This is a genomic window from Bordetella saccharivorans (genome assembly GCF_045862855.1).
In the GTDB taxonomy this organism is placed as follows: Bacteria; Pseudomonadota; Gammaproteobacteria; order Burkholderiales; family Burkholderiaceae_B; genus Bordetella_A; species Bordetella_A petrii_F.
On sequence record NZ_BAAFZO010000001.1, the window covers coordinates 4,721,694 to 4,736,422 of the forward strand.

Here is a 14,729-nt window from a genome sequence, read left to right on the forward strand (position 1 = left end):
GGGGCGTGCCCGTGGCGGGCAGGGTATGCAGCGTACGTGTAGCGTTTGTCATGTCATTCCAGATACGGCAGGTGCCGGGCGCCTCCGTGGGGAGACACGCAGGTGTCAGACACCCATGGGGTGTCTGACACCTGGATAGGCACCTGGGGAAGGTTCTTTACTTTAGCAAGCCGTCCTTGCGGAACATGTCCTTGATGCCGCGCACCGCCTGGCGGGTGCGTTGCTCGTTCTCGATGAGGGCGAAGCGCACGTATTCATCGCCGTACTCGCCGAAGCCGATGCCGGGCGACACCGCCACCTTGGCATCGGACAGGACGCGCTTGGAGAATTCCAGCGAGCCCATGGCCCGGTAGGGTTCGGGGATATGCGCCCAGATATACATGGAGGCCTTGGGAATCTCCACGTTCCAGCCCGCCTCGTGCAGGCCGCGCGCCAGGACGTCGCGGCGGCTGCGGTATTGCTCGACCACCTCGGCCACGCAGTCCTGCGGGCCGTCCAGCGCGGCGATCGACGCCACCTGGATGGGCGTGAAGGTGCCGTAGTCGTGGTAGCTCTTGATGCGTGCCAGCGCATTGACCAGCTCGCGGTTGCCCACCATGTAGCCGATGCGCCAGCCGGCCATGTTGTAGCTCTTGCTCATGGTGAAGAATTCCACCGCCACGTCGCGCGCGCCGGGCACCTGCATGATGGATGGCGCCACGTAGCCGTCGAAACAGATGTCGGCGTAGGCCAGGTCGTGCACCACCAGGATGTCGTGTTCCTTGGCCAGCGCCACCACGCGCTCGAAGAACGACAGGTCGACGCACTGCGCGGTCGGGTTGCTGGGAAAGCCCAGGATCATCATCTTCGGCTTGGGAATCGATTCGCGCACCGCGCGCTCGAGCTCTTCGAAGAAGTCCACGCCGGGCGTCATGCGCACCGAACGGATGTTGGCCCCGGCGATGACGGCGCCATAAATATGGATGGGGTAGCTGGGATTGGGCACCAGCACCGTGTCGCCGCGGTCCAGCGTGGCCAGCATCAGGTGCGCCAGGCCCTCTTTCGAGCCGATGGTGACGATGGCCTCGGCGTCCGGGTCGAACTCGACCGCGTAGCGGCGCTGGTACCAGTCGCAAATGGCCTTGCGCAGGCGCGGGATGCCCTTGGAAACCGAATAGCCATGGGTGCTGGGCCGGCTCGAGGCCTCGACCAGCTTGTCGACGATGTGCTTGGGCGTCGGGCCGTCGGGGTTGCCCATCGACATGTCGATGATGTCCTCGCCGCGCCGCCGGGCGGCCATCTTGAGCTCGCCGGTGATATTGAACACGTACGGAGGCAGACGCTCGATGCGGGAGAACTTCCTCATGGGGAACGATTCCTTGATGATGGCGGGATGTGACAAGAGGTTTGCAGCGCAGCAAAACTCAGTAATCTAGCGCAAGCGGGCCCGGGCGGCAAATGACGGCATTCCGTCCCCTTTGACCGTGGATACCCTGCAACATGAGCGCATTTCGATGCGCTATGATCGGAATCATAGAGCTGGAGTACTTATTGAAGCTGCACACCGACCCTGCATCGGCCCTTAATACCGTTACCGCCTACGGCGACGGCTATATCGAGGTCAACCAGGTCCGATTTTCCCACGCGGTCGCTTTCGGCCCCGAAGGCGCCGTCACCGAATGGCCGGTCCAGGCCGCCACCGACATCACCGCATCGCTCCTGCAGCAGGCTGCCGGCCTGCCCGACGCTCCGCGCGACCCCATGGCATTCCTCGACGCGCCCGAAGGGGCCGTGCGCCAGCCCGGCGGCGGGCCCGAGGTGCTGCTGGTGGGCACGGGCAGCCGCCAGCGGCTGCTCGGCCAGGACGTGCTGCGCCCGCTGCTGGCCGCCGGCATCGGCGTCGAGGTCATGGATACCCAGGCCGCGGCGCGCACCTACAACATCCTGATGGCAGAGGGCCGCCGCGTCGTCGTGGCCCTGCTGCCGACACAAGGAGAATCCCCCGCATGACGCCGCATATAGGCAAACCCGCCCCGCTCTTCACCGCCGAGAGCACCATCGGCCCGATCAGCCTGGAACAATGCCAGGGCCGTGCCGTGGTGCTGTATTTCTACCCCAAGGACAACACCCCCGGCTGCACCACCGAAAGCCAGGATTTCCGCGACCTGCACGCCGATTTCCTGGAAGCCGGCGCGGTGGTGGTGGGCATTTCGCGCGATTCGCTGAAATCGCACGAGAACTTCCGCGCCAAGTACGAGCTGCCCTTCCCGCTCATCGCCGACACCGACGAAGCGGTCTGCAACCTGTACGGCGTCATCAAGCAGAAGAATATGTACGGTAAACAGGTGCGTGGCATCGAGCGCAGCACCTTCCTCATCGATGCCTACGGCCGGCTGGTGCAGGAATGGCGGGGCGTCAAGGTGCCCGGCCATGCCAGCGAGGTGTTGCAGGCTGCCCGCAGCATCGGCTGAGTCCGTACCGGAACCACGGAATCATTGTCAGGCGCTATAGCCGGCCCCCCAGGAGAATGACCTATATGCCGCTACCGAAGATGCCCACTCGACCCGCAGCCATCCTGACGTTTCCCTCGGGCGAAGCCGCCCGCAGCAAGACCCGCGCTGGCGCAGCCAAGCCGGCGGCGCCGGCAGCCGCGGCGCCGGCAGCCAAGCCGCTGCCGGTCCAGCCCGAACTCGACGGCATCAAATCGCAGGCACCGGCCGCTGTCGCGCCGGCTCCCGTCGCGGCGCCCCGCCCCGCCCGCGCCGGCAAGGCTTCCACCGCCGGGCGCAAGCCCAAGGCGCGCGCGCAAAGCGCCGTGCGCAAGCTGTTCGTGCTGGACACCAACGTGCTGTTGCACGACCCCACCTCGCTGTTCCGCTTCGAAGAGCACGATATCTTCCTGCCCATGATGACGCTGGAGGAGCTCGACCACCAGAAGAAAGGCATGTCGGAAGTGGCGCGCAATGCACGCCAGGTCAGCCGCTCGCTGGACGCGCTGGTGCATGGCGCCGAGCAGCTCGACGAGGGCCTGGAACTCAGCGCGCTGGGCAACAAGGACGCCACCGGCAAGCTGATGTTCCAGACCACGGCGATTCACAGCACCCTGCCGTCGGACTTGCCGATGGGCAAGGCCGACAACCAGATTCTCGGCGTGGTGCGCGCGCTGCAGGAAAAATTCCCGCAGCGCGAGGTGGTGCTGGTGTCCAAGGACATCAACATGCGCCTGAAGGCGCGCGCCCTGGGCATGGCGGCCGAGGACTACTACAACGACCATGTCCTGGAAGACTCGGACCTGATGTATTCAGGCGTCATGCAGCTGCCCGAGGACTTCTGGAACCGGCACGGCAAGGACGTCGAATCCTGGCAACAGGGCGGCACGACTTTCTACCGCATCCACGGCCCGCTGTGCGCGCAGTTCATGGTCAACCAGTTCGTGTACTTCGAAGGCCAGATGCCGCTGTATGCGCAGGTGCGCGAAGTCAGCGGCAAGACCGCGGTGCTGGCCACCCTGCGCGACTACACCCACGGCAAGAACAATGTGTGGGGCATTACCGCGCGCAACCGCGAACAGAATTTCGCGCTGAACCTGCTGATGAACCCGGATTGCGATTTCGTGTCGCTGCTGGGCCAGGCAGGCACCGGCAAGACGCTGCTCGCCCTGGCCGCCGGCATCACCCAGGTGCTGGAGACCAAGCGCTATACCGAGATCATCATGACCCGGGTGACCGTGCCCGTGGGCGAAGACATCGGTTTCCTGCCGGGCACCGAGGAAGAAAAGATGCTGCCCTGGATGGGCGCGCTGGAAGACAACCTGGACGTCCTGAACATGGGTGACGGCGACGGCGGCGACTGGGGCCGGGCGGCCACCATGGACCTGATCCGCTCGCGCATCAAGGTCAAGTCGCTCAATTTCATGCGCGGCCGGACCTTCCTGAACAAGTACCTGATCATCGACGAAGCGCAGAACCTCACGCCCAAGCAGATGAAGACGCTGGTCACGCGCGCGGGTCCGGGCACCAAGGTGGTCTGCCTGGGCAACGTGGCCCAGATCGACACGCCCTATCTCACCGAAGGCAGTTCGGGCCTGACCTTCGTGGTGGACCGCTTCAAGGGCTGGCCGCACGCCGGGCACGTAACGCTGCAGCGCGGCGAACGCTCCCGCCTGGCCGACTACGCGGGCGACGTCCTGTAATGCGCACGCGGCCGCCCGTCGGCATCACGATGGGCGATGCCGCGGGCATCGGCCCGGAAATCATCGTCAAGGCCTGCGCCCAAGGCCTGAAGGCGCCCGCCGTGGTCTATGGCGATACGGACACCATGCGCCGCGCCGCCGCGCTGTTGGGAGCCCGGCTGGACATCGCCGAAATCGGGGCCGTCAGCCAGGCCAGCGGCGCCCCCGGCCGCATCGAGGTGATCCCCTGTGCGCCGCCGCTGCCCGCCGGCCTGCCGCCCGGGCGCGTCAGCGCGGCCGCCGGCCGCGCCGCCTACGACTGCCTGTGCGCGGCGATCGATGATGCACAGGCCGGGAGCATCCGCGCCATTGTCACGGCGCCGCTGAACAAGCATTCCATGCACTTGGCCGGCATCGACCAGCCCGGCCACACCGAGATCCTGGCCGAGCGCTCCGGCACTGCTGATTTCGCCATGATGCTGGCCAACGACGAATTGCGCGTGCTGCTGGTCACCATTCACATGCCGCTGGCCGCGGTGCCGGCCGCGATCACGGCGCAGGCCGAAGCGCGGGCGATCCGGCTGGCCGACCGGGCCTGCCGCCAGATGGGCATCGAACGGCCGCGCATCGCGGTGGCCGGCTTGAATCCGCACGCCGGCGAGGACGGCAAGTTCGGCCGCGAAGACCTGGATGTCATCGCGCCCGCGATCGCCGAGGCGCGCGCCGCCGGCCTGGACGTATCGGGGCCGTGGCCCGGCGACACCGTCTTCATGCGTGCGCGGCGCGGCGAATTCGATATCGTGGTCGCCCAGTATCACGACCAGGGCCTGATCCCCGTGAAGTACCTGGGCGTGGACCAGGGCGTCAACGTCACGGTGGGGCTGCCGTTCGTGCGCACCAGCGTGGATCACGGCACTGCGTTCGACATTGCCTGGAAAGGCATGGCCGACCATGCCTCGCTGGTGGCGGCATTCGACCTGGCCCTGGCGATGACGCCCTGAAAAGCGGCAGTTCCCTACGGCAAGCTGAACATGGCCGGCGCGCGGCCCGTCTACAATAGCGCGCTTTGGCTGCCTCGCCGCGGCTGTCCACGCTACGCGCCATGTCCCGCTACACCCGCTTCCTGCCTGACCGCTTCACGCTTTTCCTCGTCATCACCGTCGTCATCGCCAGCGTGCTGCCCGCCCATGGCAAGGGCATCGTGGCCTTCAGCTGGATCACCAATATCGGCATCGCCCTGCTGTTCTTCCTGCACGGCGCGCGCCTGTCGCGCGAGGCCATCGTGGCCGGCATCACCCACTGGCGATTGCACCTGACCGTCTTCTCGGCCACCTTCATCATGTTCCCGCTGCTGGGCGTCGCGCTCAAGCCGGTGCTGCAGCCGCTGGTGACGCCGGAACTCTATACCGGCGTGCTGTTCCTGTGCTGCCTGCCGGCCACCGTGCAATCGGCCATCGCGTTCACCTCGATGGCGCGCGGCAACGTGCCGGCTGCCGTATGCAGTGCCTCGGCTTCCAGCCTGCTGGGCATCTTCCTCACGCCGCTGCTGGTGGGCACGGTGGTGGCCGCCAGCGCCAGCGCGCCGATTTCCTTCGATGCGGTAGGCAAGATCATGCTGCAGCTGCTGCTGCCCTTCGTGCTGGGCCAATTCCTGCGGCGCTGGATCGGCGCCTGGGTGTACCAGCGCAAGGCGCTGTTGAAGTTCGTCGACCAGGGCTCGATCCTGCTGGTGGTTTATACGGCCTTCTCCGAAGCGGTCAACGAAGGGCTGTGGCGCGAGACGCCCCTGCCCGCGCTGCTGGGCCTGGTGCTGTGCTGCGTGCTGCTGCTGGCCCTGGCGCTGCTGGGCTGCGTGGCGCTGGGCCGGCTGTTCAAGTTCAAGCTGGAGGACCGCATCACCCTGCTGTTCGGCGGCTCGAAGAAAAGCCTGGCCAGCGGCATCCCGATGGCGCAGGTCATTTTCGCCGGCCAGGCGGTCGGCGCCATCGTCCTGCCGCTGATGCTGTTCCATCAGATCCAGCTGATGGTGTGCGCCGTACTGGCGGCCCGCTACGCCAAGCGGCCGCACTAGCGGCCGGGTGGGCGCCCGGCATGATCTGCCGTGCGCGGCGTTCGGCAGTGTCAGGCACCCGCCGGGTGTCTGACACCGGGATGTCGCCAGGCCGGCGCCCGCGCAGCGCGGCATTCCAGTGACTTGCCGCGTACGGCGCTCAACCCGCCATCAGCTTGCGCCAGCCGTCCCAGCCGAGCCGGCGCAGCGTTTCCATGTTTTTCTCGTAGATCTCGGCGGGGTCGCCGAACGCATCCACTGCGCGGTCGACGCTGTCTTCGCGCAACAGGTGCAGGATCGGGTGCGGCGACCGGTTGGTGCAGTTCTCGATGTCTTCCGGCTCGGTGTCGGCGAACTGGAAGGCCGGGTGGAAGGTGGCCACCTGCAGCACGCCGACCAGCCGCATGCGCTTGAGCAGGCGGTCGGACAGGTCGGCAAAATCGTTGAACTCGTAGAAATCGTCGAGCGCGTCCGGCAGGATCAGCAAGGTCGTATCCAACTGCTCCGGGTCGGCCTGCGACAACCGCAGCAACTCGTCTTCCAGGTCGGCCAGCACGCCTTCGGCATCGGTGGCGTCGCTGGCCGCGTAGCGTACCTGGTCTTTGACCTGCACCGCCTTGGCGAAGGGACACAGGTTCAGGCCGATGACGGCCCGCTCCACCCACTGGCGGGTCTCGTCGATGATGCGCTGGTAGGCGCCTTCGGTGTGGATCATGGATTCAGGCCGGCATGGCCGCCATGGTCTGCGCCACCGCGGCGGTCAGCCGCTTGCCGTACGGGACATGCAGGAACTCGTTGGGGCCATGGGCGTTGGAGCGCGGCCCCAGCACGCCGCACACCATGAACTGCGCCTTGGGGAACCCCTGCTGCAGCAGGCTCATGAGCGGGATGGTGCCGCCCTGCCCGATGTAGCCGCACGGCGCCCCATAGTACTGGCGCGAAGCGGCATCGAGCGCCTGGGTCAGCCAGGGCGCCGAGGCGGGCGCATTCCAGCCGGTGGCCGCCCCCTGGTTGGCATGGAAGATGACCTTGGCGTTGTACGGGGAATCGGCTTCGAGCAATTGCTTGATTTCCTGCGAGGCCGCCACCGCGTCGACCAGCGGCGGCAGGCGCAGCGACAGCTTGAAGGCCGTGCGCGGGCGCAGCACGTTGCCGGCGCTGGACAGCGGCGGCAGGCCCTCGGCGCCGGTCACCGACAGCGTGGGGCGCCAGGTGCGGTTCAGCAATGCCTCTTCCGGATGGGTGGTCATGGGCAGCACGAAGCCGCCGTCGGCGCCACAGCTCCAGGGGAAGCGGCGCCAGACTTCGTCGCCCAGGATGCGCGCGGTCTCGCGCACCTGCTCGCGGCGCTCGGCGGGGATTTCGCAATGCAGGCTCTGCGGCAGCAGGCGCCCGGTGGAGCTGTCCTCCAGGCGGTCGAGCAGATGGCGCAGGATGCGGAAGCTCGACGGCACCACGCCGCTGGAATCCCCCGAGTGCACGCCTTCGTCGAGCACCTGCACTTCCAGCGTGCCTGCCACCATGCCGCGCAGCGAGGAGGTCATCCAGAGCTGGTCGTAGTTGCCGGCGCCGGAATCGAGGCACACCACCAGGGCCACGTTGCCCAGGCGGTCGCGCAACGCATCGACATAGGGCAGCAGGTCGTAGCTGCCGGATTCTTCGCAAGTTTCGACGATGCCGACGCAACGCGGCCGCGGCACGCCCTGCGCATCGAGCGCCATGATGGCCGTCAGCGAGGCATAGATGGCGTAGCCGTCGTCGGCGCCGCCGCGCCCATAGAGCTTGCCGTCTTCGTACTTGGGCGTCCAGGGGCCGAGGTCGGAGCGCCAGCCGGAGAACTCCGGCTGCTTGTCCAGGTGCCCGTACAGCAGCACGGTGTCGCCGCTGTCGGCGCGCGTGGCCGGCGCGTCGAAGAAGATGACCGGGGTGCGGCCCGGCAGGCGCACCACTTCCAGCTTCAGGCCCGCGACCTTGCGCGCTTCGACCCATTGGGCCGCGTCGCGCACCACCCGCTCGATGTAGGCGTTCTTTTCCCAGTCGGCATCGAAGGCCGGGCTCTTGGCCGGCACGGCGATGTAGTCGGTCAGGGCAGGAATGATTTCATCGTCCCACTGCCGGTCGACGAAGGCCTGCAGGGCGTCCGGGTCGAGGGTGGGAGGCAGGGCGTCGTCGGGGATGCGGGCGTTCATGGCGCGGTCCTGTACGGGCAAAACCCGATTTTATGCCCGCCGCGCCAAAAGTGGGGGAACGGCCGCCACCGCCCCCCCATGCAGGCTGCCGCCCTACCCCAGCCAGACGCGCGCGTTGCGGAACATGCGCATCCAGGGGCTGTACTGCCCGCCGCTGTCGGCCGGGCCCCATTGTTGCGGCGCCCATGACATCATCACGTTGCGGGTCACGCGCTCGGGGTGCGGCATGATGACCGTGAAGCGGCCGTCGGCGGTGGTGACCGAGGTCTGCCCGCCCGGGCTGCCATTGGGGTTGAACGGATAAGCCTCGGTGGGCTGGCCGCGATTGTCGATGTAGCGCGCCGCCACCAGCACCTTGCCGGGATCGCCCTGCTGGGCGTAGTCGGCATAGCCCTCGCCATGCGCCACTGCCACCGGCACGCGCGTGCCTTGCATGCCGGCGAAGAAGATCGACGGCGAGTCGGCGATCTCGACCAGCGACAGGCGCGCCTCGTATTTCTCGGACTGGTTGCGGGTGAAGCGCGGCCAGTGCCCGGCGCCCGGGATCATGGGCGCCAGCGCGGCCATCATCTGGCAGCCATTGCATACGCCCAGCGCAAAGGTGTCGGGCCGGGCGAAGTACGCGGCGAACTGATCCGACAGGCGGCTGTTGAAGCGGATGGTGCGCGCCCAGCCCTCGCCGGCGCCCAGCACGTCGCCGTAGCTGAAGCCGCCCACCGCCACCAGGCCCTGCATGCCGGCCAGGTCGATGCGGCCGGCCAGCAGGTCGGTCATGTGCACGTCGATGGCGTCGAAACCGGCGGTATCGAAGGCCCAGGCCATTTCCACCTGGCTGTTGCAGCCCTGCTCGCGCAGAATGGCCACGCGCGGGCGCTTGCCGCTGGCGATGAACGGCGCCGCGATGTCCTCCTGGGGGTCGAATGCCACGCGCGGGGACAGGCCCGGATCGGCGGCGTCGTTCCAGGTGTCGAGTTCCGCCTGCGCGCAGGCGGGGTTGTCGCGGCGCGCCATGATGCGATAGCTGACCTCGCTCCAGGCGCGGCCCAGCTCGGCGCGCGGCTGGCTCCAGACTTTCTTGCCATCCCGGAAGAACTCGACCGTGTCGGCGTCGTTCAGGCCGCCGATGACGTGCGAATGGGCCGACAGGCCGGCGCCGCGCAGCACCTGCATCACGGCGTCGCGCTGCGCGGCCGGCACCTGGATCACCGCCCCCGCCTCCTCGGAGAACAGGGCCTTGAGCGTCAGCTCGTCGCGCTGCACCGCCACCTGCTCGGGGCGGATCTTGTAGTCGCCCCAGTCGGCCGACTGGGGATCGAAGGTGAGCATGTCCAGGTTGACCGAGATGCCGGTGCGGCCGGCGAACGCCATCTCGCACAACGTGGCGAACAGGCCGCCGTCGGAACGGTCGTGATAGGCCAGCAGCACGCCGGCCTCGGCCAGCGTGCGGATGGTGACGAAGAAGGCGCGCAAGTCCTGCGGCACGTCGATGTCCGGCACGCTTTCGCCGAGCTGGTTGTAGACCTGCGCCAGGATGGAGCCGCCCATGCGATGGCGGCCGCGGCCCAGGTCGACGAGGATGAGCACGCTGTCGCCGGCATCGGCGCGCAGTTGCGGCGTCAGGCTGGTGCGCACGTCGCCGACCGGCGCGAAGGCGGTCACGATGAGCGAGACGGGCGCCACCACCTGGCGGGCTTCGCCGTCCTGGTCCCAGGTGGTTTTCATGGACAGCGAATCCTTGCCCACCGGGATCGACAGGCCGGTGGCCTGGCACAGCTCGCTGACGGCGGATACGGTGTCATACAGCGCGGCATCCTGCCCGTCGACGCCGCAGGCGGCCATCCAGTTGGCCGACAGCTTGATGTCCTCCAGGCGCGCCACGTCGGCGGCGGCCAGGTTGGTCAGCGCCTCGGCGACAGCCATGCGGCCGGAGGCCGGCGCGTCCAGCACGGCGAGCGGCGTGCGCTCGCCCATGGCCATGGCTTCGCCGCGGAAACCTTCATAGTCGGCCAGGGTGACCGCGCAATCGGCCACCGGCACCTGCCAGGGGCCGACCATCTGGTCACGGCTGGACAGCCCGCCCACGGTGCGATCGCCGATGGTGATCAGGAACGACTTGTTGGCCACGGTGGGATGGCGCAGCACCCGGTAGGCAGCCTCGGTGAGGTCGAGGCCGGCCAGGTCCAGCGGCTCGGACACGCCAGGCTGGCGGCGCACGTCGCGTGTCATGCGCGGCGGCTTGCCGAGGATGACGTCGATGGGTACGTCGACCGGCCGGGTGCCGGCCTGTGGCGCCTCGGCGTCGATGCCGGGCAGCCCCTCGCCGTCCACCACGCGCAGTTGGCGCGACTCGGTCGCCACGCCCACCACGGCGTACGGGCAGCGCTCGCGCCGGGCGATGGCATCGAAACGGTCCAGGTCTTGCGGCAGGATCGACAGCACGTAGCGCTCTTGCGACTCGTTGCTCCAGATCTCGGCCGGCGACAGGCCCGATTCCTCCAGCGGCACGCGCTTCAGGTCGAATACCGCGCCGCGCCCGGCGTCGTTGACCAGTTCCGGAAAGGCATTGGACAAGCCGCCGGCGCCGACGTCATGGATGGCCAGGATGGGGTTGGCCTCGCCCTGCTGCCAGCAGCGGTCGATGACTTCCTGCGCGCGGCGCTCGATTTCGGGGTTGCCGCGCTGGACCGAGTCGAAATCCAGTTCGGCCGAATTGCTGCCCATGCTGATGCTGGAAGCCGCGCCGCCGCCCATGCCGATGCGGAAGCCCGGGCCGCCGAGCTGGATCAGCAGCGCGCCGGGCGGGATCACTTCCTTCTTGGTGAGGCCGGCATCGATGCTGCCCAGGCCGCCCGCGATCATGATGGGCTTGTGGTAGCCCCAGCGCGTGCCGCCGGCGGTCTGCTCGTAGCTGCGGAAGTAGCCCAGCAGGTTGGGCCGGCCGAATTCGTTGTTGAACGCGGCGCCGCCGATGGGGCCGTCGATCATGATGGACAGCGGCGAGGCGATGCGGTCCGGCAAGCCGTGATGATCGGCTTCCCAAGGCTGCGGCGCGTCGGGAAAGCGCAAATGCGACACGGTGAAACCGGTGAGGCCCGCCTTGGGCTTGGAACCGCGGCCGGTGGCGCCTTCATCGCGGATCTCGCCGCCCGCGCCGGTGGAAGCGCCCGGAAACGGCGCGATGGCGGTGGGATGATTGTGGGTCTCGACCTTCATCAGCGTATGCACGGTGGTGTCGCGGCGCACATAGCGCGCGGCCTCGCCGCCCTGCCCGTCCGCCTGCGGCACGCCCGCCTGGAAGCGTTGCGCGGGGCCGCCTTCCATGATCGCGGCATTGTCGGAATAGGCCACCACCGTACCGGCCGGCTGGGCCTTGTGGGTGGCGCGGATCATGCCGAACAGCGTCTCGGATTGCGGCTGGCCGTCGATGACCCACTGCGCGTTGAAGATCTTGTGGCGGCAGTGCTCGCTGTTGGCCTGCGCGAACATCATCAGTTCGACGTCGGTGGGGTCGCGCCCCAGGCTGGCGAACGACTGCGCCAGGTAGTCGATCTCGTCTTCGGACAGCGCCAGCCCCAGGCTGGCATTGGCCTCGACCAGCGCCGCGCGGCCCTGCGCCTGGACCGCCACGGTGCGCATCGGCTTGCCCTCGAGCGGCTGGAACAGCGCCTGCCCGTCGAAATCGGCGCCCACCACGGTTTCGGTCATGCGGTCGTGCAGGCAGTCGGCCGCCCGCGCCAGCATGGCGCTGTCGAGCGCCTTGGCGCCCAGCAGGCCGCGTTCCGGCACCAGGAAATAGCGCACTCCGCGCTCGATGCGGCGCACCGCCGCCAGCCCGCAGTTGTGGGCGATGTCGGTGGCCTTGCTGGCCCAGGGAGAAATGGTGCCCAGGCGTGGAATGACCAGCAGCGCCAGGCTCTTGGCGGGCGCTTCGCCGGCGGCGGCGGTGGTGCCGTAGTCGAGCAGTTGCGCCAATTGCCGCTGCTGGTCGTCGCTCAGGGCGGCGTCGGTGCTGACGAAGTGTTCGTAGCGCGCGGAGATATCGGCGATGGGCAGGCCGGCTTCCTGGAGCCGCGCCAGCAGGCGTTCGCGGCGAAAGGCGGAAAGGACGGAGGAACCGGGCAGATGCTGGACGAGGGACACGATGCGGGCGCCGTTAGAAGTGGAAAGAAGCGAAACGGGGATTTTACCTTTTCAGGGTTTCCCCCGAGCGGCCGGTGTCCCCCGGGTCGGGCATGCCCCCCTGCGCGGTTACAAAATAATTCGAGAGCGCCCCCGACTTTCATGTCGCGACGCACAAACCGGTACCATCGGCCGGCCTCCCCGGCCGCCGAAAGCATGCCAAGGGCGCGCCGAAGACGCGGATGCTGTGCCGCAGCATGTTGCAAAAGCCCTTCACCCGCGGGAAAACACGCACTAACGCACCGCGGCGGTGCGAGTAGCATGCTGCGATCCACGTTTCTGTCCCGCTTTTCGTAGCTGTTGCCAATGTCCCGCCCTGACGTCGCCGTCGAACCGGCCGAGCCGGTTGAGCCCATCATCCCCGCCGAACCAGATCCCGCCGTAAAAGTCCCGCTGGCCGTGGAAGACTGGTTGGCCGTCATCGTGCTGGCGGTGCTGGCGCTGATCACTTTCACCAATGTGCTGGTGCGCTACTTCACCGACCAGTCGTTCGCCTGGACCGAAGAAATCTCGATCTTCCTGCTCATCGTGCTGACCATGGCGGGCGGCAGCGCGGCCTTCGTGCGCAACCACCACATCCGCATCGAGGCAGTGGCAGACGGCGGCACGCCGGCCCGCCGGCGGGCGCTGGCGCTGCTGGCCAACGGCGTGGTGCTGCTGTTCTTCATCCTGCTAACCGTCCTCTCGGTGCGCCTGGTAATGGACGAGTACATGTACGAGGAAACCTCGCCGGCGATCGGCGTGCCGACCTGGTGGTACTCGATCTGGCTGCCCATCCTGGCCGCGGCGATCGCGCTGCGCACGGCGGGCACGCTGCGTCGCCTGTGGCGGAGCCAGGCCCGATGATCGCCGCCCTGCTGTTCGCGGTCTTCGCCGTCCTGATGGTGATCGGCGTGCCGGTATGCGTGGCGCTCGGCGTGGCCGGGACCCTGGCCATCGTGCTGTCCAACCAGGACGTCGCCTGGTTCGGCCTGTTGGCGGTGCCGCAGAATTTCTATGCCGGGCTGGCCAAGTACCCGCTGCTGGCCATCCCCATGTTCGTCCTGGTGGGATCGATCTTCGACCGATCCGGGGTGGCGCGCCGCCTGGTGGACCTGGCCATCGCCATCGTAGGCCGCGGCCCGGGCATGCTGCCGCTGGTGGCGATCGCCGTGGCAATGTTCCTGGGCGGCATCTCCGGCTCCGGCCCGGCCTGCGCCGCCGCGGTCGGCGCGGTGATGATCGCGGCAATGGCGCGGGCCGGCTACCCGGGCCCCTTCTCCGCCTCGGTGGTGGCAGCGGGCGCGGCAACCGACATCCTGATCCCGCCGTCGATCGCTTTCATCATCTACTCGGTGCTGGTGCCCGGCGCATCGGTGCCCGCGCTGTTCGCCGCCGGCATGGTGCCAGGCCTGCTGGCGGGCCTCGCGCTGATCGTGCCGACAGTCTGGCTGGCGCGCCGGCACAACATGGGCACGCTGGAAGCCCACTTGCCGCGCCCGCCATTCTGGGCCAGCCTGCGCGAGGCCAGCTGGGGCCTGGCCGCCCCGGTGCTGATCCTGGGCGGCATGCGCATGGGCTGGTTCACGCCCACCGAAGCCGCCGTGGTGGCGGTGTTCTACGGGTTGTTCGTGGGCATGTGCATCCACCGCACCATCAAGGTCCGCGACCTGTTCGTGATCCTGCGCGAGGCGGCCGAATTGTCGGCGGTGATCATGATGGTGGTGGCGCTGGCCGGCATCTTCGCCTGGGCGCTGTCCACCCTGAGCATCATCGACCCCCTCACCCACGCTATCGTCAATTCGGGGCTGGGCGAATGGGGCGTGCTGGCCCTGTTGATCGTGCTGCTGATGACGATGGGCATGTTCCTGGACGGCATTTCGATCTTCCTGATCTTCGTGCCGCTGCTGATGCCGATCGCCGATGCCTACGGCTGGGACCCGGTCTGGTTCGGCGTGATCCTGACCCTGAAGGTCGCGCTCGGCCAGTTCACGCCGCCGCTGGCGGTGAACCTGATGGTGTCGTGCCGCATCGCGCGCGTGCCCATGGAGTCGACCGTGCCCTGGGTGCTGTGGCTGTTGGGCGCGATGTTCCTGGTGCTGGTCGCCGTGCTGGCATTCCCGCAGCTGGCGCTGTGGCTACCGCACCGCCTGGGGTACTGAGGCCGCTAGGCCGCCATCCA

At 68.0% G+C, this 14,729-nt stretch carries 11 protein-coding genes; 7 read left to right on the plus strand and 4 right to left on the minus strand.

Annotation, left to right across the window (positions count from 1 at the left end; translation table 11 throughout):
• Positions 1–157: 157 nt before the first annotated feature.
• Positions 158–1,345, minus strand: coding sequence for an alanine transaminase (alaC, locus tag ACKTT0_RS22610; RefSeq protein ID WP_028355736.1), 1,188 nt, complete (start codon positions 1,343–1,345; stop codon positions 158–160).
• A 185-nt stretch (positions 1,346–1,530) separates the two neighbouring features.
• Between alaC and ACKTT0_RS22615 the strand changes: the two genes are divergently transcribed.
• From ACKTT0_RS22615 to ACKTT0_RS22635, 5 genes are all read left to right on the plus strand, one after another.
• Positions 1,531–1,989: an Mth938-like domain-containing protein gene (locus tag ACKTT0_RS22615; RefSeq protein WP_407852483.1), complete on the plus strand. Its 459-nt coding sequence runs from the start codon at positions 1,531–1,533 to the stop codon at positions 1,987–1,989.
• Positions 1,986–2,450, plus strand: a complete 465-nt coding sequence (locus ACKTT0_RS22620; protein ID WP_094806940.1) for a peroxiredoxin — start codon at positions 1,986–1,988, stop codon at positions 2,448–2,450. Before ACKTT0_RS22615 ends, ACKTT0_RS22620 begins: the two co-directional genes overlap by 4 nt.
• A 65-nt stretch (positions 2,451–2,515) precedes the next feature.
• Positions 2,516–4,171, plus strand: coding sequence for a PhoH family protein (locus tag ACKTT0_RS22625; protein WP_407851991.1), 1,656 nt, complete (start codon positions 2,516–2,518; stop codon positions 4,169–4,171).
• Positions 4,171–5,151 carry a 4-hydroxythreonine-4-phosphate dehydrogenase PdxA gene (pdxA, locus tag ACKTT0_RS22630; protein WP_407851992.1) on the plus strand — a complete coding sequence of 327 codons (981 nt, stop codon included), beginning with the start codon at positions 4,171–4,173 and terminating at the stop codon, positions 5,149–5,151. The genes ACKTT0_RS22625 and pdxA overlap by 1 nt, the downstream gene beginning before the upstream one ends.
• A 101-nt stretch (positions 5,152–5,252) precedes the next feature.
• Positions 5,253–6,221, plus strand: a complete 969-nt coding sequence (locus ACKTT0_RS22635) for a bile acid:sodium symporter family protein (RefSeq protein ID WP_407851993.1) — start codon at positions 5,253–5,255, stop codon at positions 6,219–6,221.
• A 139-nt stretch (positions 6,222–6,360) separates the two neighbouring features.
• On the opposite strand, the gene ACKTT0_RS22640 is transcribed toward ACKTT0_RS22635, so the two are convergent.
• From ACKTT0_RS22640 to purL, 3 genes are all read right to left on the minus strand, one after another.
• Positions 6,361–6,915 carry a DUF1415 domain-containing protein gene (locus ACKTT0_RS22640; RefSeq protein ID WP_407851994.1) on the minus strand — a complete coding sequence of 185 codons (555 nt, stop codon included), beginning with the start codon at positions 6,913–6,915 and terminating at the stop codon, positions 6,361–6,363.
• A gap of 4 nt (positions 6,916–6,919) precedes the next feature.
• Positions 6,920–8,389 carry a M20 family metallopeptidase gene (locus ACKTT0_RS22645; RefSeq protein WP_407851995.1) on the minus strand — a complete coding sequence of 490 codons (1,470 nt, stop codon included), beginning with the start codon at positions 8,387–8,389 and terminating at the stop codon, positions 6,920–6,922.
• A gap of 93 nt (positions 8,390–8,482) precedes the next feature.
• Positions 8,483–12,529 (minus strand): phosphoribosylformylglycinamidine synthase, encoded by a 4,047-nt coding sequence (purL, locus tag ACKTT0_RS22650; protein ID WP_407851996.1) that lies wholly within the window; start codon positions 12,527–12,529, stop codon positions 8,483–8,485.
• A 345-nt stretch (positions 12,530–12,874) separates the two neighbouring features.
• On the opposite strand from purL, the gene ACKTT0_RS22655 reads away from it, so the two are divergent.
• Positions 12,875–13,414, plus strand: coding sequence for a TRAP transporter small permease (locus ACKTT0_RS22655; protein ID WP_407851997.1), 540 nt, complete (start codon positions 12,875–12,877; stop codon positions 13,412–13,414).
• Positions 13,411–14,709: a TRAP transporter large permease gene (locus ACKTT0_RS22660; RefSeq protein WP_407851998.1), complete on the plus strand. Its 1,299-nt coding sequence runs from the start codon at positions 13,411–13,413 to the stop codon at positions 14,707–14,709. The genes ACKTT0_RS22655 and ACKTT0_RS22660 overlap by 4 nt, the downstream gene beginning before the upstream one ends.
• Positions 14,710–14,729: the final 20 nt, after the last annotated feature.

What these genes read in the sequence shown, in the direction of transcription:
- alaC (WP_028355736.1), bottom strand. Translation starts at nt 1,345, where the DNA reads ATGAGGAAGTTCTCCCGCATCGAGCGTCTGCCTCCGTACGTGTTCAAT.
- ACKTT0_RS22620 (WP_094806940.1), top strand. Translation starts at nt 1,986, where the DNA reads ATGACGCCGCATATAGGCAAACCCGCCCCGCTCTTCACCGCCGAGAGC.
- ACKTT0_RS22625 (WP_407851991.1), top strand. Translation starts at nt 2,516, where the DNA reads ATGCCGCTACCGAAGATGCCCACTCGACCCGCAGCCATCCTGACGTTT.
- pdxA (WP_407851992.1), top strand. Translation starts at nt 4,171, where the DNA reads ATGCGCACGCGGCCGCCCGTCGGCATCACGATGGGCGATGCCGCGGGC.
- ACKTT0_RS22635 (WP_407851993.1), top strand. Translation starts at nt 5,253, where the DNA reads ATGTCCCGCTACACCCGCTTCCTGCCTGACCGCTTCACGCTTTTCCTC.
- ACKTT0_RS22640 (WP_407851994.1), bottom strand. Translation starts at nt 6,915, where the DNA reads ATGATCCACACCGAAGGCGCCTACCAGCGCATCATCGACGAGACCCGC.
- ACKTT0_RS22645 (WP_407851995.1), bottom strand. Translation starts at nt 8,389, where the DNA reads ATGAACGCCCGCATCCCCGACGACGCCCTGCCTCCCACCCTCGACCCG.
- ACKTT0_RS22655 (WP_407851997.1), top strand. Translation starts at nt 12,875, where the DNA reads ATGTCCCGCCCTGACGTCGCCGTCGAACCGGCCGAGCCGGTTGAGCCC.
- ACKTT0_RS22660 (WP_407851998.1), top strand. Translation starts at nt 13,411, where the DNA reads ATGATCGCCGCCCTGCTGTTCGCGGTCTTCGCCGTCCTGATGGTGATC.